Origin of the sequence: Pseudomonas chlororaphis subsp. chlororaphis (assembly GCF_003945765.1) — a bacterium.
Lineage (GTDB): Bacteria > Pseudomonadota > Gammaproteobacteria > Pseudomonadales > Pseudomonadaceae > Aquipseudomonas > Aquipseudomonas chlororaphis.
The window spans coordinates 3,866,700-3,889,501 of the sequence record NZ_CP027712.1 but is presented as its reverse complement, the minus strand read 5'-3'; the positions used below and the strand labels follow the sequence as shown (position 1 = coordinate 3,889,501).

The following is a 22,802-nucleotide window of genomic DNA, read 5'->3' as shown; positions in this document are numbered from 1 at the left end:
AACTGCCGCGGCCGGACGTCTGTCCGATATACCACGGGGGAGCTGAGGTCGGCTGTTGCTTTTTGTAGCGAGGCGGTGACAAACCCGCAGTTTGTCCCGGGAAGCCGGGCCCGCCAGAGGGCAGGCCCGGTGGCAGGCTCGGAGGTATGGCTCAGCGTTTCAGCGTGCGGGTCATGCGCAGGGCCAGCAGGCTACCCGCGACGATGACCCCGGCCAGCAGGTACAGCGCGGCGTCGGTGGAGCCGGTGCTGTCCTTGACCCAGCCGACGATGTAGGGGCTGAGGAAACCGGCCATCTGGCCCATGGAGTTGATCAGCGCCAGGCCCCCCGCGGCGGCGCCGGCGCTGAGCAGCGCGGTCGGCACCGGCCAGAACATCGGCAGGCCGGTGAGGGCGCCCATGGTGGCGAGGGTCAGGCCGAGGATGGCGATGGTCGGGTTGGCGGCGAAGTTGACCGCGATCACCAGGCCGATGGCACCCATCAGCATCGGTACCACCAAATGCCAGCGGCGTTCCTGGCGCAGGTCGGCCGAGCGCCCGACCATCAGCATGAACAGCGCCGCCAGCAGATAGGGAATGGCGCTGAGCCAGCCGATCACCAGGTTGTCGCTGAAGCCGAGGTTCTTGATGATCGACGGCAGCCAGAAGTTGATGGCGTACACGCCACTCTGGATGCAGAAGTAGATCAGGCCGAAAGCCCAGATGGCCGGGTTTTTGAACACCGCCGCCAGGGAGTCGCCGCTGGTGCGTGGCTTGCTCGCGGCGTCTTCGGCCTGGTCGGCTTCCAGCAGCGCGCGTTCCTGCGGGCTCAGCCACTTGGCGTGGGCGAAGTTGTCATTGAGCAGGAAGTACGCCAGGGCGCCGAGGATCACCGTGGGGATGCCCTGCAGCAGGAACATCCACTGCCAGCCGGCCATGCCGCCCTGGCCCGCGGCGAAGTGGTTGAGGATCCAGCCGGAGAACGGGCTGCCGAGCAGGCCGGACACCGGGATCGCCGACATGAACAGGGCCATGATGCGCCCGCGGCGAAAGCTCGGGAACCACTGCGAGAGGTACAGCACCACGCCGGGGAAGAAGCCGGCTTCGGCGGCGCCGGTGAGCAGGCGCAGGCTGTAGAACTGGGTCGGGGTGGTGACGAACAGCAGGCAGGTCGACAGCGTGCCCCAGGCGATCATCATCAGCGCGATCCAGCGCCGCGGGCCGAACTTGTTCAGCGCCAGGTTGCTCGGCACGCCGCACAGCACGTAGCCGATGAAGAAGATCCCGGCACCCAGGCCGTAGACGGTTTCGCTGAATTTCAGGGCATCGAGCATCTGCAGCTTGGCAAAGCCGACGTTCACCCGGTCCAGGTAGTTGAACAGGTAGCAGATAAAGATGAAGGGGATCAGGCGCAGGGTGATGCGCTTGTAGACGGCGTTTTTATCGTCATCGGTGGCCAGGGTGGCAGCGGCGCTCTGTGACATGGCGTGTCTCTCTTTATTATGATTTTTTGCGATGCGAGGTTAACGTTGATCGCCCCGAGAGTCTCGGTCACCCCATGGGCCGCTGTCTTTGTGCCGGCGCACAGGCTTTGCCGGCATCCCCTGTGCCGGTGAACAAGCCTTCGCCATCGCCCCGAGCCTGTTTTTAACGCAGCATGGCCCGCGTAGCGCCGAAGGCGCCCAGCATGCAGCCACTTTTCGTAGAGAGCCTAGGATCACGCCGCTATGTTCGAACTCGATCACGACCTGGCGCAGGACATTGTCGACCGGACGATGGCCATCCTGCCCTACAACGTCAACGTCATGGACAGCCAGGGCCTGATCCTTGGCAGCGGCGAGCCCGAGCGCATCAACACCCGCCACGAAGGCGCGCAACTGGTGCTGGCCAACGGCCGGGTGGTGGAGATCGACGCGCAGACCGCCAAGCACCTCAAGGGCGTGCAACCGGGGATCAACCTGCCGCTGCTGCACGACCAGCGGCTGATCGGCGTGCTGGGCATCACCGGAGAGCCGGAACTGCTGCGCACCTATGCCGAGCTGGTGCGCATGACCGCCGAGATGCTGGTGGGCCAGCGCCACCAGCAGGCCGAACAGCAATGGCGCCGCCAGCGTTGCGACGACTTGCTGGCGCTGTTGCTCAGTGACAGTGGGGACTCGCCGCGGCTGGTGGACGAGGCGCAGCAGATGGGCCTCAAGCCGCAGTTGCCGCGCACGCCCTATCTATTCGAACTGGGCCAGCCCCAGGAGGGCGGGGCGCAGACCGTCGAGGCCCTGAGTGCCTGGCTGATGTCCCGTTACCCGGACAGCTGGTGCGTCAGCTCGGCCAAGTCCTCGTTGCTGTGGTGCCGGCCGGCGACCCTGAGTGTCGATAACCCGCGACTGCTGGAGAAACTCGACAGCCTGGGCTGGAACATCCTGCGCATCGCCGTGGGCGGCCAGGCCGACGGGCTGGCGGGGCTGCGCCGTTGCTACCGGCGGGTCGGCGACCTGCTCGCCTATGGCCGCGACGTGCTGCCCCAGTCGCGCTTGCTGACCCTCAATCGTTTCCGCCTGCCGGTGATGCTCTGGCGCCACCGCAATGACGATGCCCTGGACGAGTTGCTCAGCCCCTTGCGCAAGGTCATCGCCAAGGACGCCAATGGCCAGCTGCTGGCGACCCTGCGCAGCTGGTGCGACCACGACGGCCAGAGCCAGGCCTGCGCCGACGCCCTGGGCATCCACCGCAACAGCCTGCGCTACCGCATGGAACGCATCGCCGAGCTCAGCGGCGTCGACCCGCTCAAGCTTGACGGCATGCTGGCGCTGTACCTGGCGGTGCAACTGTTGCCGCAGACCGAGCCATCCCCGTTGTAATGCCAGGCCCTGTAGCCGCTGCCGTAGGCTGCGATCGGGGCAGCGCCCCGTAAACCCGGCGACGCGGTATGTCTGTCTATCGGTGTGGCGCGGTTCTGCGACCGCTGCGCGGTCGTGCGCAGCCTCGCCAGGGCTCGACAGCGGCTACAGACGCGTGCGATGCAGCTATTGTGAAAATGAACAATAAAGCCGCCCCACACTTGTGCAGCGGACCGGGGTCAAGGTCGCGGCCAACTGGCAGCATGGGCGCCATAAGAACCGGAGATAGCCCATGAAAATCATCATCGCCCCCGACTCCTTCAAGGACAGCCTGAGTGCCTCTGGCGTGGCCAGCGCCATCGCCGACGGGCTGGCGCGGGTGTGGCCGGACGCGCAGCTGATCCAGTGCCCGATGGCGGACGGCGGCGAGGGCACCGTGGAGTCGATCCTCGATGCCTGCGAGGGCCAGTTGCGCACCACCCGGGTCCAGGGACCGCTGGGCGCGCCGGTGGAGGCGCGCTGGGGCTGGCTGCCGCAGAGCCACACCGCGATCATCGAAATGGCCGAGGCCAGTGGCCTGCAACTGGTGCCGCCGGGCCAGCGCGATGCCTGCACCAGCAGCACCGTCGGCACCGGCGAGCTGATCCGCGCGGCCCTGGATGCCGGCGCGCGGCGGGTGATCCTGGCCATCGGCGGCAGCGCCACCAACGACGCCGGCAGCGGTGCCTTGCAGGCGCTGGGCGTGCGCCTGCTGGATCGCGATGGCCAGGTCTTGCCCCTGGGCGGTCTGGCCCTGGCGCGGGTCGCGCGGGTCGACCTGAGCCACCTCGATCCACGCCTGGCCGAGGTGCGTTTCGAGATCGCCGCCGACGTCGACAACCCGCTCTGTGGTCCTCACGGCGCCTCGGCGATTTTCGGCCCGCAGAAGGGCGCGTCGCCGCAGCAGGTCGAGCAGCTGGACCGGGCTCTCGGCCAGTTCGCCGACCAGGCCGCGCGGGTGCTGGGCAAGGACGTGCGCGACGATCCGGGCAGCGGCGCCGCCGGTGGCCTGGGGTTCGCCGCCAAAGCGTTCCTCGGCGCGCGGTTTCGTCCGGGGGTGGAAGTGGTGGCCGAGCTGGTGGGGCTGGCCGAGGCCGTGCAGGGCGCGGACCTGGTGATTACCGGCGAAGGTCGCTTCGACGCCCAGACCCTGCGCGGCAAGACCCCCTTTGGCGTGGCGCGCATCGCCAAGCAGCACCAGGTGCCGGTGATCGTGATCGCCGGGACCCTGGGCGAGGGCTACGAGCAGATGTATGAGCACGGGGTGGATGCGGCCTTTGCCCTGGCCAGCGGCCCCATGACCCTGGAGCAGGCCTGTGCCGAGGCGCCGCGCCTGTTGCGCGACAGGGCCTCGGACATCGCCCGGGTCTGGCGCCTGGCGGCGCGCCAGGGCTGAGGCCATCGCGGGCAAGCCTCGCTCCTGCAAGGCGCAGACCTGTAGCCGCTGCCGAGCCCGCGAGGCTGCGATCGACTGCGCAGCAGGCGCAAAACCTGTGATTGCTTTGGGTCTGGATACCCGCGTTGGCCCCGTTGCGGCCGCTGTGCGGCCGTTCGCAGCCTCGCGGGCTCGGCAGCGGCTACAGGGGTTAGTAGACCCCGCCACCTGAGGTAGGCGTCGCCACCTCCTTGTACTGCCCCAGCAACCCCTGCAAACCCTTCATCAGCACGGTGGTGTCCACCCCCACCGCGACGAAGTTCGCCCCCAGCTCGATATAGCGCTGCGCCAATGTCCGGTCGGCGCTGAGGATCCCGGCCGCCTTGCCGGCCTTGCGGATGCGCGCGATGGCATCCTCGATCGCCGCGACCACCTCGGGATGTCCCGGGTTGCCGCGATGGCCCATGGACGCCGAGAGGTCGGCCGGGCCGATAAACAGGCCATCGACTCCATCAAGGGCGGCGATGGCATCCAGGTTGGCCAGGCCTTCGAGGTTCTCGATCTGCAGCAGCAGGCACATCTGCTCATCGGCCTGGTCCAGGTAACCGGGGATGCTGTTCCAGCGCGAGGCCCGGGCCAGGGCGCTGCCGACACCACGGATGCCCGCGGGCGGATAACGCATGGCGCGTACCAGCTGCCGGGCCTGCTCGACGCTTTCGACCATGGGGATCAGCAGGGTCTGGGCGCCGATGTCCAGCAGTTGCTTGATCAGCGCGGTGTCGCCCACCGGCGGGCGAATGATGCCTTGCACCGGGTAGGGCGCGATGGCCTGCAACTGGCCGAGCAGGCTGTTGAGGTCGTTGGGCGCGTGTTCGCCGTCCAGCAGCAGCCAGTCGAAACCGGCGTTGGCCGCCAGCTCCGCGCAATAGGCATTGGCCAGGCCCAGCCACAGGCCGATCTGCGGCGCGTCCTGGCGCAGGCGTTGCTTGAAATGATTGATCGGCAGTTGCATGAGCATTCTCCTCAGACAAAACGGCAGGCGATGCTGCCGAGCTGATCGTAGTCGACGTGGAAGGTATCGCCGGGGCGGGCGGCCACCGGGCGGGTGAAGGAACCGCCGAGGATGATCTGCCCGGCCTCCAGGCCGACGTCGTAGGCCGCCAGTTTGTTGGCCAGCCAGGCCACGCCCTTGGCCGGATGGTTGAGCACCGCGGCGGACACCCCGGACTCCTCGATCACGCCGTTGCGATAGAGCACCGCCGGCACTTTGCGCAGGTCGATATCGTTGGGGCGCACCGCGCGGCCGCCCATGACCACCCCGGCGTTGGCGGCGTTGTCGGAGATGGTGTCGAACACCTTGCGCGTAACCTGGGTTTGCGGGTCGACCTGCTGGATGCGCGCGTCGATGATCTCCAGGGCCGGGATCACCCATTCGGTGGCGTCGAGCACATCGAACAGCGTGCAGTCCGGGCCCTTGAGCGGCTTGCCGAGGATGAACGCCAGTTCCACCTCGACCCGCGGCACGATGAAGCGCTGGAACGGAATGTCGCTGCCTTCCTCGAACAGCATGTCGTCCAGCAGGGCGCCGAAGTCCGGTTCGCTGATGTTCGACGACACCTGCATGGCCCGCGAGGTCAGGCCGATCTTGTGCCCGACCAGCTTGCGCCCGGCGCGGATCTTGTGTTCCACCCAACTGCGCTGGATGGCGTAGGCGTCCTCGATAGTGATGCCGGGAAACTCCAGCGACAGCTGGGCGATCTGTTCCCGATTGCGTTCGGCGGCGTCGAGGCGGGCGGCGGCCTGCTGGATGTCCGAAAGGCTGAGCATGGTTATTTCTCCTGGGGATTGACGATAAGGGCTGGCACCCGCAACACCAGCCAGGCGCCGAGGGCGATCAGCAGGGCCAGGGCATACAGGGCGAGGCTGGCGCTCTGGGTGGCGTCGCGGACCACGCCGATCAGGTAGGGCGCGAGGAAGGCGGCGATGCTGCCGAAGGAACTGATCAGGGCGATCCCCGCGGCCTGGGTGTTGCTGGCGAGAAAGGCCGGCGGCAGTTGCCAGAACATCGGCAGCGCGGCGCTGGCGCCCATGCCGGCCACCAGCAGCCCGGCCATCACCAGCCAGGCGTTGTCCGGGGCGACGCCTGCGACGATCAGGCCGAGGCTGGACATCAGCAGTGGCACGCCGAGGTGCCAGCGCCGTTCGCGCAGGCGGTCGGAGGAACGGCCGACACCGATCATGAACAGGCAGCCGGCCAGGTACGGCAGGGCGCTGAGCAGGCCGACGCGGCTGTCGCGGGCGATGCCGGCGTGGTGGATCAGGGTCGGCATCCAGAAGGCGATGGTGTTGACCGCCAGCATCACTGCGAAATAGATGCACACCAGCAGCCAGATATGTTTGTCCTGGAGGATGCCGGCGAAGCGGGTGATCGGCTTGTGCTGTTCCTCCTCGCTCAGGGCCGCGTGCAGTTGCTGCTTTTGTGGGGCGCTCAGCCAGCCGACGCTGTCGATGCTTTCCGGCAGCGCCTTGAGCACCACCAGGCCGAGCAGGACCACCGGCAGGCCTTCGATCAGGAACATCCACTGCCAGCCGCGCATCCCGCCCAGGTCGTGAAAGCTTTCGAGAATCCAGCCCGACAGCGGCCCGCCGATCACCCCGGCCATGGGCACGGCAATGGCGAACAACGCGGTCACCTGGCCGCGGCGGCTGGCCGGGAACCAACGGTTGAGCAGCACCAGGATGCCGGGGAAAAACCCGGCCTCGGCCACCCCCAGCAGAAAGCGCAACAGGTAGAAGCCGGCGGCGTTGTCCACCAGCAGCATGGCACTGGACAGCAGGCCCCAGACCACCATCAAGGTGGCGATCCAGCGGCGCGGCCCGACCCGGTCCAATGCCAGGTTGCTGGGCACGCCGAACAGCGCATAGGCGATGAAGAACAGGCCGGCGCCGAAGCCGTAGACGCTGTCGCTGAAGCCCAGGTCCTGGGTCATTTGCAACTTGGCGAAGCCGATGTTGATGCGGTCCAGGTGGGCGAAGATGTAGCAGGTGAACAGCAGGGGCATCAGCCGCCAGGTGATCCGGCGATAGGTGTCGTTGGTCTCCACCGCGCTGGGCAGGGCAAGGGTCGAGCTGGACATGGGCGGGTCTCTTTTATTGTTCTTGTCGATAGGGCACGGACTTTGTAGCCGCTGCCGCAGGCTGCGATCGGCCGGGACGGCCGCAGCGACTTCAAGCTCGCTGAAGGCCTTCGGTCTTATCGCAGCCTGCGGCAGCGGCTACAGGTCACGCTTGCCGCTTGAGAAACTCATGCACGTTGTTGTGCTTGAAGTTCAGCTCGGCATCCAGCTCGCTCATTTCGAACGACAGCGCCAGCAGGCGCTGGGCCTGGAGCTCGGCGAAGTGCGCCTTGATGATCTCGAACAGGTCCTCGGCGACCTTGCGTCTTGTCGCCAGGTCGCGCCCGGCGCCGACTTGCAGGCGCATATGGACGAAGGCGTAGTCGTGCTTGCCGTCGGCCATGCGCCAGGTGTCCAGGCGCACGCCGCGACTGCGGATGCCGCCGAGCGGGAACACGCCGCTGGCCCCGAGGTAGTTGTGGACCTTCTCGAACAGCCCTGGCAGGTCGGCGGCCTGCTCGATGTTGTCGGTGTATTCAGCGATGAAATGCGGCATGTGATCCTCCTTGCGGGCGAGCCTTCGGCGGCCAGCCCTGGAAATCCAGGGCTGGGTTGGCGAGGCTGGCGCGGCGTCTAGAGCGGGAAAATGGCGTTGATCTGGCCGGTGCCGGAGCTGCCGAAAGGCGCGGTGACGATTTCCGCCGGCCGGTTGTATTCGGGGCCGCCGAGCAGGCCCAGGAGCATGGCGGTGTCGTGCATCCGGCCTTCGCCGAAGCAGTGCTCGGCGTAGTCCGGGAGCATCGAGCAGAACTCGCGAAAGCGCCCCTGTTGCCACAGCTCGACCACTCGCAGGTCCATCTGTTTGTCGAACTCGCGGGTCCAGTTGTGGATGTTGGCTTCGGCCTCGCGGTCGTCGGAGAAACGGTGCGACAGGGAGCCGGAGGCCAGCACCAGGACCTTGCGGTCGCTCTTCTCGATGGCCCGGCGCACCGCGGCGCCGAAGGTGAAGCTGTCTTCGAGCTTGTGCCAGGCACACCAGGCGGCGATGGAAATCACCTTGAAATGCTGCTCCGGCGGTACGTCCATGTGCATGTAGCGTATCGGCACCAGGGTGCCGTACTCCAGCTCCAGGCTGGGGATGTTGTGGGCGAGGGTGCGCACATCGGCGGCATTGGCTTGGGCGGCAATCAGCTCGCCCAGTTCCGGGCAGCCGTGGTAGTCGTAGTCCATGTTCTTGATGAAGTGCGGCAGTTCGTTGCTGGTGTAGGTGCCCTTGAAGTGCTCGCCGCAGTTGATGTGGTAACCGCTGTTGACCAGCCAGTGCACGTCGAACACCACGGCGGTGTCGGCCCCCAGCTCACGGGCGCGACGGGCGATTTCCTTGTGCCCGGCGATCGCCGCTTCGCGACAGCCGTGGTGCTTGCCCGGCAGTTCGGACAGGTACATCGATGGAACGTGGCAGACCTTGGCGGCCATGACGACTTCGCCCATGGTGCTTCTCCTGAAACATCTTATTGTTCGGCCCGTAGCCGCTGCCGCAGGCTGCGATAAGTCCCGCAGGGACTTCAAGCGGCGTCTCGTTCCGAGACGAGCGCAGCCTTCGGCAGCGGCTACAGGATTGCAAAACCTTACACGCCCCAGCGCGGGATGTGGTGGCTGCCCATGGAGATACAGATGTTCTTGATCTCGGCAAACACCTCGAAGCTGTACTCGCCGCCTTCGCGGCCGGTGCCGGAGCCCTTGACCCCACCGAACGGCTGGCGCAGGTCGCGCACGTTCTGGCTGTTGATGAACACCATGCCGGCCTCGATGCCACGGGCCAGGCGATGGGCCTTGCCGATGTCCTGGGTCCAGATATAGGAGGCCAGGCCGTACTCGGTGTCGTTGGCCAGTCGCAGGGCCTCGGCCTCGTCCTTGAACGGGATCAGGCAGACCACCGGGCCGAAGATCTCTTCCTGGGCGATGCGCATCTTGTTATCGACGTCGGCGAACACCGTCGGCTGGATGAACTGGCCACGGCCCAGGTGCGCCGGCAGGTTGGCCGGGCGCTCCAGGCCACCGGCGAGGAGGGTGGCGCCTTCTTCGATGCCGATGCGGATATAGCCGGTGACCTTGTCGTAGTGGGCCTGGGTGATCATCGAGCCGACCTGGGTCTTCGGGTCCTGCGGGTCACCGACAATCAGGCGCTTGGCGCGGGCGGCAAACTCGGCGACGAACTGCGGGTACACGCTTTCCTGGACGAAGATCCGGCTGCCGGCGGTGCAGCGTTCGCCGTTGAGCGAGAAGATGGTGAACAGCGCCGCATCCAGGGCGCGCTCCAGGTCGGCGTCTTCGAAGATCAGCACCGGCGACTTGCCGCCCAGTTCCATGGAGTACTTTTTCAGCCCCGCGGTCTGCATGATCTTCTTGCCGGTGGCGGTGCCGCCGGTGAAGGAGATCGCCCGCACGTCCGGGTGGCGCACCAGGGCATCGCCGGCGGTGGCGCCATAGCCCTGGACGATGTTCAGCACACCATTGGGAATGCCGGCTTCGACCGCCAGGCGCCCCAGTTCGTTGGCGGTCAGCGGCGACAGCTCGGACATCTTCAGCACCGCCGTGTTGCCCAGCGCCAGGCACGGCGCGGTCTTCCAGGTGGCGGTCATGAACGGCACGTTCCACGGCGACACCAGCGCGCAGACGCCGACCGGCTGGTACAGGGTGTAGTTGAGCATCTGGTCGTCCACCGGATAGCTGTGGCCATCCATGCGGGTGCAGACCTCGGCGAAGAAGTCGAAGTTGTGCGAGGCGCGCGGGATCAGCACGTTCTTGGTCTGGTGGATCGGCAGGCCGGTGTCGAGGGTTTCCAGCTCCGCCAGGTGCGGCACGTTCCGGTCGATCAGCTCGCCCAGCTTGCGCATCAGCCGCGCCCGTTCCTTGGCCGGGGTGTTGGCCCATTTCGGAAAGGCTTCCTTGGCCGCCGCGACCGCCTGGGCGATTTCCCCGGCGCCGCCGCTGGCCACTTCACCGATGGCCTCGCCGGTGGCCGGGTTGTAGTTGACGAAGGTGTCTTGGCTTTCGACCTCGCGGCCGTTGATCCAGTGTTTGATCATTTATGCGTGCTCCTTGGCCGCCAGTTGCGTGTCGTGTTGTGCCTTGATCCTGAAGAACTCCGCCTCGCTGACGATGCGGTTGACCAGCCGGCCGACGCCTTCGACTTCCACCACCACTTCGTCGCCGGGCACCACGTCGGACAGGCCTTCCGGGGTGCCGGTAGCGATCATGTCGCCCGGTTGCAGGGTCATGAAGCTGGACAGGTATTCGATCAGGTAGGGGATGTCGAAGATCATGTCGCAGGTGCTGCCTTCCTGGCGCAACTCACCGTTGACCCAGGTGCGCAGCTTCAGCCGGTTCGGCTCGGGCACGTCGGCGACGTCGACTATCCACGGCCCGACCGGGGTGGTGGCGTCGCGGTTCTTCACCCGCAGGTTGGGCCGGTAGTAGTTTTCCAGGTAGTCGCGGATCGCGTAGTCGTTGCACACCGTGTAGCCGGCCAGGTAATCCAGGGCGTCCTCGCGCTTGACGTTGCGCGCGGTCTTGCCGATCACCGCCACCAGTTCGCACTCGTAGTGCATGTAGGCGACATTGTCCGGGCGCCAGGTGACCTGGTTGTGGCCGGTGTAGGTGCCGGGGGACTTGATGAACACCAGCGGCTCGGTCGGCGGCTTGAAGGCCAGTTCGGCGGCGTGGTCGGCGTAGTTCAGGCCCAGGGCGAACATGCTGCCGGTGGCCGGGGGCAGCCACTCGACCTGATCCTCGGCGAGCACACGGCCATCGGCCAGTTTCACGCTGTTGGGCGCGTTGACCACGACCTCGTGGACCTGGCCTTGATAACGGATGCGGGCGTGTTTCATGACGGCTCCTTATTCAGCGGCTACTTCGGCGGCTATTTCTTCAGCGACAACGTGATTGGCGAGACGGCCCAGGCCGCTGATCTCCACTTCGATGCGGTCGCCGGGCTTGACGTCGACCCGGCCTTCGGGGGTGCCGGTGATCAGCACGTCGCCCTCGTGCAGGGTCATGAACTCGCTGAGTTCGGCGATCAATTGCGGTATGCCGCGCACGAAGTTGGCGGTGCTGTTGCGTTGCAGCAGTTCACCGTTGACCCACAGTTTCAATTCCAGATCATGGGGATCGCGCACCTGGGCCGCCGGCACCAGTTCCGGGCCGAAGGCGCAGAAACCGTCACGGCACTTGGCCTTGACGGCGGGGCGGTAGTAGCTGTCTTCCGGCAGGCTGAACTCGTTGACGATGGTGTAGCCGGCCACGTGCTGCAGGGCGTTTTCCACGCTGACCCGGCTGGTGCTCTTGCCGATCACCACGCCCAGCGCCGGGCCCGGTTGCAGGCGCTCGACACCTTGCGGATAGATCACGGCGCCGCCGTGGACATTGCGCGTGTTGGGCGTCTTGATGAACAGCACCGGCTTGACCGGTGGCTTCTGGTAGGGCGGCTGGGTGAAGGATTCCAGGTGGCTGCGCAACAGGCCCTGGTAGTTCAGCGCGACGCCGAACAGGGTGCCGGTGGCGACTTCATGCAGTGCACGGCTCATTGTGATTTTCTCCTGAGCATCGCGGAAGACGAGATGATTTCGTTAATGTGTTAACGTTATATTTAATATGTTAATGATCGTCAAGCGCCGGCCAGGAGCCGATCACCAACTGTCTGCCCCGTGCTGGTGAACAGGCCGCGAATCACGCAGGATGTGGGCGCTTGCCGCAGGTAAAAAATAAAAACGCCGCGGGCGAAAATAAGAAGCGCCGCGAGCGAAGAAAAGAGACACGCCACCATGAGCGATCGCCAGCCGATCCCCAACATCAACATCGGCCAGGTCTACGACCAGCGCTACGCCGACTCGCAGGTGCATTACGACAAGCTGAGCAACCTGGCCGGGTTCTTCGGCCGCAACATGCCGGTGCACCGCCACGACCGGTTTTTCCAGGTGCACTACGTGAAAAGCGGCGCGGTGCGGGTCTACCTCGACGACCAGCAATACCTGGAATCGGGGCCGATGTTTTTCCTCACGCCGCCGACCATTGCCCATTCCTTCGTCACCGAGGCCGACAGCGAAGGCCACGTACTGACCGTGCGCCAGCAGCTGGTGTGGGAGCTGATCGAAGCCGACAGCCGCCTCGCCAGCGGCCCCCAGGTGGCGCCGGCCTGCGTGGCCCTGGCGCGCCTGGACCCGGGGTTCGCCGGTGAGGCGCGGCGCCTGGCGCTGCTGTTCGATGAGTTGCAGGAGGAAGTCGCCGGGCAGGGCGCCGGGCATGCGCCGGCGCTGGAAGCCCTGACCCGGTTGATCCTGATCAGCCTGCTCAGGCTTTCGGCCAATTCCCTCAAGGCCCGCCCGGCGCGGCATGAAGACCTGCACATCTTCCATCGCTTCAACGAACTGATCGAAGCCCGCTACCTGGAGCATTGGCCGCTGTCGTGCTATGCCGGGCAGATCGGCGTCACCGAGGCGCGTCTCAACGATGTCTGCCGGCGCATCGCCGACCTGCCGTCGAAACGCCTGGTGTACGAGCGCCTGATGCAGGAGTCCAAGCGCCTGCTGCTGTTCACCGCCAGTTCGGTGAACGAAATCTGTTACCAGCTGGGGTTCAAGGACCCGGCGTATTTCAGCCGGTTCTTCCAGCGCTACGCGAAGATGACGCCGGGGGAATACCGGGCGCGCCAGGGCGCGGCGAAACCCTCGTCCTGAGGGCAAAAAAGCTGGGAGCGCCAGCGCGCTGCGTGGGACAATCGGCGCTTTTACCCGACAAGGAAAGTCCCATGTTGCAGCGCACCCTGATGGTTCTTTTGCTGACCGCCAGCGCCGCCCAGGCGATGGCGCAGAGCGCCGCGGAAAAGGTGCCGTTGCTGCGCCAGACCAAGGAATGGATCACCGGCTGCGACAACCTGCGCAGTTGCCACGCCTTGAGTGCGCCCAACGGCGAGCACGGTGTGCAGTACAGCAGCCTGACCCTGCATATCCAGCGTCGCGCCGGCCCCGACGGTCCGCTGGAAATACGCCTGGACCAGCGCGGCGAACCCGCCGAGCTGACGGCCTTGCGCCTCGACGGCCAACCGCTGGAGCCGCAACTGCTGGACGCCCTGGTGCTGTTGCCGGAGAAGAAGGGCGCGCAGATCCAGGTCACCCGCTATGAAATCGCCGACCCGGCCCGGGCCGGCCAGTGGCTGGAACGCCTGCGCAATGCCGAGGAGCTGAAGCTGGAGGGAAATGACGAGGCCCGGGTGCCGTTGTCCGGATTATCGGCGGCGCTGCTGCTGATGGACTCGGTACAGGGCCGGGTCGATGGCGTGACGGCGCTGTGGCGGCCAGGCCAGCGTCCGGCCAGCGAGGTGCCGGCGCGGCCGCTGCCGGCGCAGCTGCGGGCTTATCCGGGGGCACCGGAACTGACGGCGGCGCAACGCACGCGGATCTCGGCGGCCGCGGTGAAATTCGCTGCGCCAGGCACGCCCAACGACGATGAAGACTTTGTGGCCGAGCCCCAGGTCGAGGTCTATCCGCTGACCGCGCAGCGGGCGTTGACGGTAGTGCTGAGCGACTGCGCGGCCTACAACTGCGACTACCTGATCAGCAGCTGGTCGCGCGGCAACCCGCCGCAGCTCGAGGAATTGCGCCGGCAAGCCTTGCCCATGAACAACGCGGACGGCTCGGGCGGCGCCCACTACGACCCCAAGACCGGGGTGCTGACCACCTTCTATCTGGCGCGCGGCATCGGCGACTGCGGTGAAACCGGGCGCTGGCTGTTCGACGGCGAAAGCTTCCAGCTCAGCGATTACCGGCAGATGCCGACCTGCAATGGCTTGTCCTCCGAAGACTGGCCGCGGCTGTGGAATATCGCGCCGCCGGCCAACCGCTGAGGCGTTTCAGGCCAGGCCGGGATGGCGGCGCGCGAACTTCTGCTCCAGCACGGTCTTGCCCCATTGCGCCGCCGGCTGTTCCTCCACCAGCTGGAAGCCGAAGGCTTCGTACAGGTGCCGGGCGGCGTCCAGGCCGCTGAAGGTCCACAGATAGCAGGTGGTTGCCCGCACCCGGTCGCAATGCTCCAGCGCCGCCTTGAGCAGCAGGCGACCGATGCCGGTGCCACGGGCCGCCTCGTCGAGGATAAACCAGCGTAGATGGGCGACTCTGTCGGCCTGAGGGCGATCCGCGGTGTCGCCGAGGTCGATGGCGATCGAGCCGACGATCTGCTCGTCCAGCACCGCCAGCCAGACGCCGTTATCGGGGTTGTCCAGGCGCTCGCTGAACTCCGCGAGGCCCGCCGCGACGCGCTGTTCAAAGAACTGCCCGAAACCCACCAGGCGTGAGTAGTAGTGCGCATGCAGCTCGGTGATGCGGCCGATCATGCCCGGCCGATAGCCAGGCTGCACGGTGGGGATTGCCGTGGCGATCTGCGCATGGCCCAGGCGGCAGGCCTGCAGCGCCTGGCCATAACTGCGCAGGCCAGCGACCACCTGGCTTTGCTCGCGGGGCGCCAGCAAGCGCAGCGCCTGTTGCACCTGGGCGCTGCCGAAGGCATGGAGCGCGGCGACCTGTTTGCGCCCGCTGGCGGTCAGGCCCAGGTGCTTTTCCCGGGCATCGGTGGGGCTGGGGCTTTCCTGGATATCGCCGCGTTCGATGAGCTTGCCCAGCAGGCGGCTGACCGAGGACTTTTCCAAATTCAGGGTCTTGCCCAACTGGGCGGCGGTGAGCGGGGCGTGCAGGTCGAGTTCGATCAGCGCATGCACCGCCGAGGGCGGCAGATCGGATCCGGCCAGGGTAGCGCCCATAAAGCCCAGCTCGCGCACCAGTTTGCGCGATTCATTGCGGATCTGATCCACCAGCGGCGAAGACGATGACATGGCGTGGCTCTCGATATGGTTGTGCGGTGCAACTATATGCCTGGGGGACGGCAAAATCCATACACCTGCCGGCCCGTGGGCTAGCACTTGCCGGTGCGATGCCGAATCACTGTCGACACGGACGCTCCTACGGATTCGGCGCGCCAACACGAAACCCGTAGGGGGCTTTTTAGCCAATCGCCAGGGTGGATGCCGGCTCCTCCAGGCGAACAGGGTTTTCCATCGTCGGCGCCGGTTTACCCAGCAGCAGGTCCGCGGCCTTTTCGCCGATCATGATCGCCGCCGCGTTGGTGTTGCCGGTGGTCAGGCTTGGCATGATCGATGCGTCGGCCACCCGCAGGCCCTGCACGCCGTGGACCCGCAACTGGTCGTCGACCACCGCCTGTTCGTCGTGGCCCATCTTGCAGGTGCCGACCGGGTGGAACACGGTGCCCAGGCTGTCGCGAATCCATTGCTCGATCTGCGCCTGGCTTTCCACCTGCGGGCCGGGTACCAGCTCGCCCTTGAGGCGCCGGGAGAAGGCCTGGCTCGCCGCCAGCTGGCGCACCAGGCGCACGCCCGCCACCAGCTTGCGCAGGTCTTCCGGGTGGCTGAGGAAGTTGCTGTCGATGATCGGCTTGTCATGGGGATCGGCACAATTGAGCCGGACCTGGCCACGGCTGTGCGGGTGCATCACGGCGATGTGCAGGCTGACCCCATGGCCCAGCGGCACCAGGCGCTGGGGCTGGTTTTTCAGCGCCGGGGCGACGATCAGGCCCAGCTCCGGGGCGGCGTCCTCGGGATGCAGGCGCAGGAAACCGCCGGACTCCACGGTATTGGAGGTCAGCGGGCCGCTGCGCCGGTTCAGGTACTGCCAGGGCGAACGGGCCAGGGGCAGCAGGCCTTTGGCCGACACGCCGTAGGTCAGCTCGCTGTCGCAGCGGTACATCAGCACCACGTCCTGATGGTCCTGCAGGTTGTGGCCGACTCCCGGCAGTTCATGGCGCTGGGCGATGCCATGGCGCGCCAGTTCGTCGGCCGGGCCGATGCCGGAGAGCAACAGCAACTGCGGCGAGTTGATCGCCCCGGCGCTGAGGATCACTTCGCGCCGGGCCTGCAGCCGGAACACCGCGCCATCCTGGCTGACCTCGACGCCACAGGCGCGATTGCCCTCCAGCAACACGCGGTGGGTCAGGGTCGAGCTCAGTACGCTGAGGTTGGGCCGCGACAGCGCCGGGTACAGGAAGGCCCGCGCGGCGCTGCAACGCTCGCCGTTGATCTGGGTGACGTGGAAGGGGCCGTAGCCTTCCTGTTCCTCGCCGTTGAAGTCCGGGTTGTAGCGCCAGCCCAGTTCCTGGGCGGCCTGGTAGAACACCTCATTGATAGGGCTCGGGCTGCGTTGCGCGGCGACGTTGAGTTCGCCGCCCTGGCCGTGCCAGGGCGAGGCGCCGGGCTCGAAATGCTCCGAGCGCAGGAAGTACGGCAGCAGTTCGTCGTAGCTCCAGCCCTGGTTGCCGGTCGCCGCCCAGCGGTCGTAGTCGCTGCGGTGGCCGCGGATGTAGATCATGCCGTTGATCGCGCTGGAGCCGCCCCAGAGCCGGCCGCGGGGGCAGGGGATCGGGCGCTCGCCGCTGGCGGCCTGGGCGCTGAACTGATGCATCCAGTTCCACTTCGGGTTGGCGATCAGGCGGATGATGCCCGCCGGGGTGCGCACATAGGCGCCGGGAAACAGGCTGCGGTCGCTGGGGCCGGCTTCGATCAGGCAGACGCTGAGCTGCGGGTCGGCGGACAGCCGGTTGGCCAGCACGCAACCGGCCGAGCCGGCCCCGACCACGATGTAGTCGAACGAACGCGGGGCAGAGTCAGTCATGGGAGATACCTCGTTGGCAGTGAAAAGCAGGTTTACAGCCCCAGCGCCGCGCCGACGTCGTACATGACTTGCAGGCCGACGACAAAACCGTTGCCGCTGAGCTCGCGGGCCTCGGGGTTGTAGAAGTTGTCCGGGTTGATCAGGTACTGCACGCTGGGTTCGAGCGCCAGGTGCCGGGTCAGGGCGAAGTGGCCGTTGGCCTCGATGGCGTACACGTTGCGTTCGCCCAGGCGGTGGTCGCCGCCGTTGGCGATCCGCGCCTGTTGCTGGAAGCGCAGTTGGTGGTCGTTGAGGCGCAGGTAGCTGGCCTTGAGGTTGAGCTTGTCCTGGGCGCGGTCGAAGGGCGCCAGGTAAGTCAGGCCGATCTCGGCGAAATGGCTGAAGGGCTGCTTGTCGTCGGCCGCCAGGGACAACGAACCGAACGCCAGCAGCGCCTGGGGCGCGGTGCGCTGGCCGCCGTCGGCCCGCCAGAAGCCTTGCTGGAACTTGAAGAAGGCGCCGCCGGTGCCGTGCTCGCTGGCGCCGGTCAGCGGGTCGTGCTGGTTGGCGGTGTTGTAGTAGCCATTGAGTTCATAGTGGGCGCTGTAGGCGCCGTCGTGCTTGCTGCCGATGCCCAGCAACAGGCTGGTGCCGCTGGCGTCGTCGGTGCTGAAGTCCAGGCCCTTGCGTTTTTTCAGGTAGTCCACCGGGTTCGATTCGAAGGCCCCGGCATGCACATACAAACCCGGCGTCGGCTGGTACTTCAGGTAGCCGCCCCAGCTGCCGTAGGGCGGCGGCAGGATGCCGGTGGACGAATCGATGATCGGGTCGTTGCAGGTGACCACGGTTTCGCAGTTGTAGATATAGAAGTAGCGCCGCGCGTTGGTGCGCCCCAGGCTCATGTCGAGCTGGCCGTCGAGCCAGGTCTGCTGGTAGGTCAGCAGACTCAGCTGGTTGCTGGTGATGTCGTTGTGGATCGGCGCGCCGGCGAAATAGCTGCCGGCGGCGCCTTGCCAGTTGCGCGAGGTCGGCTGGCCGGTGGCGGTGTCGAGGATGAAGAAGGTTTCCTCGAAATGAACGGCCGCGCCTGTAAGGCCGGCGAGGGTATCGAGGTCGAAGTCGGCGCCGACGAACAGGTCGCCGCTGTTGCCGAAGCTGTGTTGCCGCGGACCGGTGTCGAGATTCTTCATCGACAGGCTCCAGAACTGCACATGGGGTCGGATGCCGTAGCCGGCCAGTTGCTCGCCGAGCCCGGCCAGCGGGCCTTCGCGGTTGGGCGCGGGAGCCTCGGCCTGGCACAAAGGGGTGAACAGCGCCGCTGTCAGCAGCGGGCACAGCAGGAGAGTGCTTTTCATGGTCGATACTCGTTTCTTGTTGTTTTTGTGAGTAGCCGCTGCCGAAGGCTGCGATCGGACGCGCAGCGTTCGCCAACGGGTTACCAGGGTGCTGCCGATTGCGCTGGCGAGGACTGCGTCCTCGATCGCAGCCTGCGGCAGCGGCTACAGGTCATGCCTTGGCCAGTTCGGGGTTGGGATTGACCAGCACCTTGATCTGGCTCTTGTCCCGCAGCAGTGCCTCGAAGCCATGCTCCACGGCCTGGTCCAGGGTCACGCAGCGGGTCACGGCGCGGGTCAGGTCCAGGCGGCCGCTGGCCAGCAGCTCGATCAGCGGCGGGTAGGCGTTGCGATAGCCCACGCTGCCGAGCAGGCGCAGTTCGTGGTTGACCAGGTGGAAGGCATCGACGCTGACCTCGCCCATCAGGCCCACCAGCACCACCTCGCCGCCCTTGCGCAGCGAGTGCAGGGCCAGGCTCAGGGTCTGCTGGCTGCCGGCGGCCTCGAAGGCCGTGTCGACGCCACCACCGCTCAGTTCGTGCAGGCGTTGCGACAGGTCGGCGGCGTGGCCATCGAGCACTTCCTGGGCGCCGAAGTCGCGGGCCAGCCGCCGGCGTTCCGGGCTGATGTCCACGGCGAAGATCCGCTCCACGCCGCGCAAGCGCGCCAGCAGGATCAAGAGCAGGCCTATAGGACCGAGGCCGAACACCACGCAGCTGTCGCCGGCCAGCAGGCTGCTCTGGTTCAGCGCGTGAAAGGCCACCGCCGCCGGCTCCAGCACCGCGGCCTGCTTGAAACTCACCGAATCCGGCAGCGGGTGCAGCATGTACGCCGGCACCAGCACCTGTTCGGCGAAACCGCCGTCGCCCATCAGGCCGATAAACCCCATGGACTGGCAGAGGTTGTACTGGCCGACGCGGCAGTACTGGCAATCGCCGCAGCGGTACTCCGGCTCCACCGCCACCCGGCTGCCGACCCGGACCCGGTCGACGCCCGCGCCCACCGCCAGGACCTGGCCGCAGAACTCGTGGCCGAGGGTCAGCGGCGCGCGGCAACCGGACAGCGGGTGGGGCACCTGTTGTGGAATCGAGTGCGGGCCGTCGGCGTATTCGTGCAGGTCGCTGCCGCAGATACCGCAGTAGGCCACCTTGACCAGCACCTCGCCCGGGCCGGGCTGCGGCAGTTGCAGATCGCTCAGGCGCAGGTCGCGGGCGGCATGCCAACGCAATGCTTTCATGGCTGGTTTCCTTGCAGGACAGGAGAGGGGGAAGGTTCGGCGCGGCGGCTGCGTGCCAGGACCGCCGGCGCGGTTTCCTTGAGGAACAGTGCCAGCAGCGCCGCCAGCAGGGCGCCGCCGCAGGAGATCCACATCACGATGGACAGGCCGAAACGGTCGGCGGCAAAGCCGGCGATGGTCGGTGAGACAAAACCGCCCACCAGCTCGCCGATGCCCATGATCATGCCCAGGGCGGTGGCCATGACCTCACGGGGCACGGTTTCCGCCGGGATGGTCGCCATGAACAGGGTGAAGCAGCCCAGGCCGGTGTAGGTCAGCAGCATCAGCACGCCCATCAGCAGCGGGCTGTTGGCGTAGAGCAGGGCGATCGGGCAGCAGGCGGCGATCAGCGAGAACAGCACCAGGGTCGGGCGGCGGCCGAAACGGTCGGAAATCGCCGCCACGCCGAAGCCCCACAGCACCCAGGCGCCGCCCAGGCAACTCATCACCGTGCCCATGCTCGCCGGGCTGTAGCCGCGGACCTTGACCAGGAAGGTCGGGGTGAAGGAAATGAGGATCACGAACCAGGTGAGGAACACGCAACTGATCAGGGTGCAGAGCACGATGTTGCGGCTTTTCAGCAGGGCCAGGCGGTTGACCGGAGCAGCAGGAGCGTTGTCCGTGATCGGTGCCGGCGGCGCGTCGTTGCGCACATAGCGCCAGATCAGCAGGGCGATCAGCAGCCCGGGGATCAGCGAGACGATAAAGGCATGGCGCCAGCCGTAGGCTTCGGCCAGGGCGATCAGCACCGGCGGGCCGATCACCGCGCCCAGCAGCCCGGCCGCCGAGCCTTGCAGCAATCCCATGTTCAGGCCCCGGCGATGGGGCGAGGAGGCCTCCACCATCAGCGATTGCGAGAGCGGCAGGATCGGCCCTTCGGCCAGGCCCATGATGCCGCGGAACAGCAGCAGGCTGAGAAAACCGGTGACCAGCCCCGACAGCGCCGAGCACAGGGAAAACAGGATCACCGCGACGATCAGCAGCGGCTTGCGCTTGCCACGGCGGTCCGACCAGGCCCCGACCAGCGCGCCGGACACCGCCCAGGCCAGGGCCAGGATCGACGACAGCATGCCCAGGTGGCTGTTGCTCAGTTGCAGCTCGTCGGCCATGAAGGGGAACAGGAAGGACAGGGCCAGGCGATCGAAAAAGACGAAGCCGAACGTCAGGAACAGCACGCCCAGCAGGATGTTCTCGTAACCGGCTTTATTGTTGTTGTAAGCCATGGTCGTTCTCCGCGGGAGGGACAGGTGAAGTCGAGACTTCAGCGAAACAGCGTGTCGATATAGGCCGCGCCGAGGCCGATCTTTTCGTAGTGCGCGCGGCACAGGGCGATGTAGGAGTGCACGTCGAAATAGCCATCCGGCTCGCCCTGTTCGTCGAGCCAGATCAGCGGGCCCTTGACGATGAAAAACGCGCGCATCGGTTGCTCGTGCTCGTAGGCCACCAGGGTGTGGCCTTCGCCCGGGGTCTCGTAGACGAAGTCGCCGGCGGTGGCGGTCCAGTCGTGCTCCAGGTAACCCCACTTGCCGGACAGGGTGTAGGCGAACACTTCGTGGGGGTGGTAATGCCGGTTCACCAGGCCGGCGCTGCTGGCCATGAGGATGTCGCACCAGCGGTTCTCGCTCGGCGAGATCCACAGCGGCCGCGAGGACACGGTTTCGGTAAAGGGCACATACAGCTTCAGGTCGTCGCTGGCGGCATTGGGCAGGTAGACCTCGGGCTTGGCGTCCGGCTTGAAGCAATTGGCGATCGGTTGCAGGTCTTTCCAGAATTCACGGCGGGCGGCTTCGGGCATGGTCGGCCTCTATTCGTTGTGGGAGTCGAGGCGACTTTAGGCGCGGCGCGCGGGCGGGGTTTTATCCAATCGGACGGGATTGTTGACTGGATCGGACGAGACTTTTCCTACAGGCTTCAGGGACGCCGTTTACCCTGGCAATCGACTTGTGCCCACTGCGTTTCACGTTGACAGGGCATAAGCTTCATATGTTAATGAATCGCCGCGAGCTCCACCTGTCGCGGCCTCGGAATCCGGTCACTGCCTTGCCGACCGGGAATGCTTCCTAGCCATGAGAAGAATAAAAATGTCTCCATGCGCCTTGCTCGAAACCCGGCATGCCTGCACCCAGAGCATCGCCCTGGATCAGCGGCTGGCCTTCTGGGAGGACTACAACGCCTCCACCCTGGTCGGCCTCAAATGCACTTCCTTTTGTGAGAGCGGTTTTGCCGCCAGCCAGGACAACCTGCAGCTGGAGGGCATGCGCCTGGCGCGGATCGAGGGCAACGAGCACGTGGTCGAGCGTGACAACTCGATGATCCGCGCGGTGCCCAAGGAGTCGGTGTTCGTGTCCTTCGTCACCGGCAGCGGCTCGTTCTTCTATCAGGATGGCGCCTGCCAGTTGCTCGAACCGGGCGAGCTGATCGTCTACCGCACCGACAAACCCTATCTGTTCGGGTTCTCCGGGCCGATGCGCCAGTTCATTTACGACATTCCCCAGGCGCTGTTCGCCGAGCGCTGCCTCAAGCGTTTCGACCGTCCGCTGAAGATTGGCGGGCAAAGCGGCGTGCAGCGCCTGTTGCTGCGCACCCTGGGCGAGCGCACCGGAGGCTTTTTCCAGCAGCCGCTGAGCGAGGACGCCGAGAGTTATCAGAACCAGGCGCTGGAGCTGTTGGCCAGCCTGATCGCCGGGCAGGCGGGAGAGCGGCGGATCAATGCCCTGAGCGCGTCCTATCTGCTGGCGGCCAAGCAGTGCATCAGCGAACAGCTGGCCGACCCTGGCCTGAGTTGCGAGCGGGTGGCCGCGCAGACCGGCATTTCCCCACGGCACCTGAGCCGCCTGTTCGCCCTGGAAGACAGCCAGCCCAGCCGTTTTATCCTGGAAAAACGCCTGCAACAGGCCCATGACCTGCTGAGCAGCCCACGGGGAGCCGGCCTGGATATCGGCGAAATCGCCTACCGTCATGGCTTCACCAGCCAGGCCCACTTCGCCCGGGCGTTCAAGGCCCATTACGGCGAGACCCCAAGCGAAGTGCGCGCGTCACTGTAGCCGCTGCCGCAGGCTGCGATAGGTCCGAAGGACCTCCAGCGTCCGAGAGATCGCAGCGCCCGTTCCGGTCGATTGCAGCCTGCGGCAGCGGCTACA

The 22,802-nt window shown here is 66.3% G+C and carries 20 protein-coding genes; 5 read left to right on the top strand and 15 right to left on the bottom strand.

What is annotated here, in order from left to right; all coding sequences use genetic code 11:
- Positions 1-151 precede the first annotated feature (151 nt).
- Positions 152-1,462 carry an MFS transporter gene (locus C4K27_RS17605; RefSeq protein ID WP_053261482.1) on the bottom strand — a complete coding sequence of 437 codons (1,311 nt, stop codon included), beginning with the start codon at positions 1,460-1,462 and terminating at the stop codon, positions 152-154.
- Positions 1,463-1,705: 243 nt separating this feature from the next.
- Here C4K27_RS17605 and C4K27_RS17600 point away from each other — a divergent pair, with 243 nt between their 5' ends.
- Both C4K27_RS17600 and C4K27_RS17595 read left to right on the top strand, forming a co-directional pair.
- The gene (locus C4K27_RS17600; protein ID WP_053261481.1) at positions 1,706-2,833 is read left to right on the top strand and encodes a sugar diacid recognition domain-containing protein; all 1,128 of its coding nucleotides are present in this window, start codon (positions 1,706-1,708) and stop codon (positions 2,831-2,833) included.
- 271 nt (positions 2,834-3,104) lie between these two features.
- Entirely contained in the window at positions 3,105-4,247 is a 1,143-nt protein-coding gene (locus C4K27_RS17595) for a glycerate kinase (protein WP_053261480.1), read from the top strand.
- Positions 4,248-4,437: 190 nt separating this feature from the next.
- Here the strand turns inward: C4K27_RS17595 and hpaI are convergent, their stop codons facing one another.
- The 8 genes from hpaI to C4K27_RS17555 all read right to left on the bottom strand — a co-directional run bounded on the left by hpaI (position 4,438) and on the right by C4K27_RS17555 (position 11,928).
- Positions 4,438-5,238: a 4-hydroxy-2-oxoheptanedioate aldolase gene (hpaI, locus tag C4K27_RS17590; RefSeq protein ID WP_053261479.1), complete on the bottom strand. Its 801-nt coding sequence runs from the start codon at positions 5,236-5,238 to the stop codon at positions 4,438-4,440.
- Between the two features lie 11 nt (positions 5,239-5,249).
- A complete protein-coding gene (hpaH, locus tag C4K27_RS17585) occupies positions 5,250-6,053 on the bottom strand; it encodes a 2-oxo-hept-4-ene-1,7-dioate hydratase (RefSeq protein ID WP_053261478.1) in 804 nt (267 codons plus the stop codon).
- Between the two features lie 2 nt (positions 6,054-6,055).
- Positions 6,056-7,363 carry an MFS transporter gene (locus C4K27_RS17580; protein WP_053261477.1) on the bottom strand — a complete coding sequence of 436 codons (1,308 nt, stop codon included), beginning with the start codon at positions 7,361-7,363 and terminating at the stop codon, positions 6,056-6,058.
- 145 nt (positions 7,364-7,508) lie between these two features.
- Positions 7,509-7,898 (bottom strand): 5-carboxymethyl-2-hydroxymuconate Delta-isomerase, encoded by a 390-nt coding sequence (locus C4K27_RS17575; RefSeq protein WP_053261476.1) that lies wholly within the window; start codon positions 7,896-7,898, stop codon positions 7,509-7,511.
- Positions 7,899-7,975: 77 nt separating this feature from the next.
- Entirely contained in the window at positions 7,976-8,833 is an 858-nt protein-coding gene (hpaD, locus tag C4K27_RS17570; protein ID WP_053261475.1) for a 3,4-dihydroxyphenylacetate 2,3-dioxygenase, read from the bottom strand.
- Positions 8,834-8,970: 137 nt separating this feature from the next.
- On the bottom strand, positions 8,971-10,431 hold the full coding sequence (gene hpaE / locus C4K27_RS17565) for a 5-carboxymethyl-2-hydroxymuconate semialdehyde dehydrogenase (protein WP_053261474.1): 1,461 nt from the start codon (positions 10,429-10,431) through the stop codon (positions 8,971-8,973).
- Positions 10,432-11,232 carry a fumarylacetoacetate hydrolase family protein gene (locus C4K27_RS17560; protein WP_007923540.1) on the bottom strand — a complete coding sequence of 267 codons (801 nt, stop codon included), beginning with the start codon at positions 11,230-11,232 and terminating at the stop codon, positions 10,432-10,434. It lies immediately after the preceding gene.
- Positions 11,233-11,241: 9 nt separating this feature from the next.
- Positions 11,242-11,928 (bottom strand): fumarylacetoacetate hydrolase family protein, encoded by a 687-nt coding sequence (locus C4K27_RS17555; protein WP_053261473.1) that lies wholly within the window; start codon positions 11,926-11,928, stop codon positions 11,242-11,244.
- Between the two features lie 237 nt (positions 11,929-12,165).
- Between C4K27_RS17555 and hpaA the strand changes: the two genes are divergently transcribed.
- Together hpaA and C4K27_RS17545 are read left to right on the top strand one after the other, a co-directional pair.
- On the top strand, positions 12,166-13,077 hold the full coding sequence (gene hpaA / locus C4K27_RS17550; RefSeq protein ID WP_053261472.1) for a 4-hydroxyphenylacetate catabolism regulatory protein HpaA: 912 nt from the start codon (positions 12,166-12,168) through the stop codon (positions 13,075-13,077).
- A 71-nt stretch (positions 13,078-13,148) separates the two neighbouring features.
- The gene (locus tag C4K27_RS17545; protein WP_053261471.1) at positions 13,149-14,243 is read left to right on the top strand and encodes a DUF1176 domain-containing protein; all 1,095 of its coding nucleotides are present in this window, start codon (positions 13,149-13,151) and stop codon (positions 14,241-14,243) included.
- 6 nt (positions 14,244-14,249) lie between these two features.
- On the opposite strand, the gene C4K27_RS17540 is transcribed toward C4K27_RS17545, so the two are convergent.
- The 6 genes from C4K27_RS17540 to C4K27_RS17515 all read right to left on the bottom strand — a co-directional run bounded on the left by C4K27_RS17540 (position 14,250) and on the right by C4K27_RS17515 (position 21,457).
- On the bottom strand, positions 14,250-15,224 hold the full coding sequence (locus C4K27_RS17540) for a bifunctional helix-turn-helix transcriptional regulator/GNAT family N-acetyltransferase (protein ID WP_053261470.1): 975 nt from the start codon (positions 15,222-15,224) through the stop codon (positions 14,250-14,252).
- Positions 15,225-15,393: 169 nt separating this feature from the next.
- Positions 15,394-17,073 (bottom strand): GMC family oxidoreductase, encoded by a 1,680-nt coding sequence (locus tag C4K27_RS17535; protein WP_053261469.1) that lies wholly within the window; start codon positions 17,071-17,073, stop codon positions 15,394-15,396.
- Between the two features lie 32 nt (positions 17,074-17,105).
- Positions 17,106-18,407, bottom strand: a complete 1,302-nt coding sequence (locus tag C4K27_RS17530) for a carbohydrate porin (RefSeq protein ID WP_053261468.1) — start codon at positions 18,405-18,407, stop codon at positions 17,106-17,108.
- Between the two features lie 151 nt (positions 18,408-18,558).
- Positions 18,559-19,623 carry a 2,3-butanediol dehydrogenase gene (locus C4K27_RS17525; RefSeq protein WP_053261467.1) on the bottom strand — a complete coding sequence of 355 codons (1,065 nt, stop codon included), beginning with the start codon at positions 19,621-19,623 and terminating at the stop codon, positions 18,559-18,561.
- Positions 19,620-20,885, bottom strand: coding sequence for an MFS transporter (locus tag C4K27_RS17520; protein WP_053261466.1), 1,266 nt, complete (start codon positions 20,883-20,885; stop codon positions 19,620-19,622). The genes C4K27_RS17525 and C4K27_RS17520 overlap by 4 nt, the downstream gene beginning before the upstream one ends.
- A gap of 38 nt (positions 20,886-20,923) precedes the next feature.
- The gene (locus tag C4K27_RS17515; RefSeq protein WP_007927291.1) at positions 20,924-21,457 is read right to left on the bottom strand and encodes a 2,4'-dihydroxyacetophenone dioxygenase family protein; all 534 of its coding nucleotides are present in this window, start codon (positions 21,455-21,457) and stop codon (positions 20,924-20,926) included.
- Positions 21,458-21,743: 286 nt separating this feature from the next.
- Between C4K27_RS17515 and C4K27_RS17510 the strand changes: the two genes are divergently transcribed.
- The gene (locus C4K27_RS17510; RefSeq protein ID WP_053261465.1) at positions 21,744-22,706 is read left to right on the top strand and encodes a helix-turn-helix domain-containing protein; all 963 of its coding nucleotides are present in this window, start codon (positions 21,744-21,746) and stop codon (positions 22,704-22,706) included.
- The last annotated feature ends 96 nt before the right edge of the window (positions 22,707-22,802 follow it).